At 46.3% G+C, this 255-nt stretch carries 1 rRNA gene; it reads left to right on the top strand.

What is annotated here, in order from left to right:
• A 23S ribosomal RNA gene (locus U0R10_RS11420) occupies nucleotides 1-255 on the top strand; the annotation flags it as partial.

The raw sequence follows: 255 nt of genomic DNA, 5'->3' as shown, positions 1-255 counted from the left end.
TGGGCAAATAGATGACGGAGATTACAGGTTACCAGATACTGACGGAATAGTGTCTTTGAGAGGCGGCAGCAATGCCAAAACGAGTGTAGTGAGTAAACTTCCAAGAAAAGTCTAGGCGTGTATAACTAATAAGTAACCCGTACCGTAAACCGACACAGGTGGTCGAGAAGAATATTCTAAGGCGCTCGAGTGAATCACGGCTAAGGAACTCGGCAAATTAACCCTGTAACTTCGGGATAAAGGGAGCCACGAGCA

Source organism: Aquirufa avitistagni, assembly GCF_042715545.1.
In the GTDB taxonomy this organism is placed as follows: domain Bacteria; phylum Bacteroidota; class Bacteroidia; order Cytophagales; family Spirosomataceae; genus Aquirufa; species Aquirufa avitistagni.
Note: the sequence above shows the minus strand (reverse complement) of the source record. Positions and strands in the feature narration are given on the sequence as shown.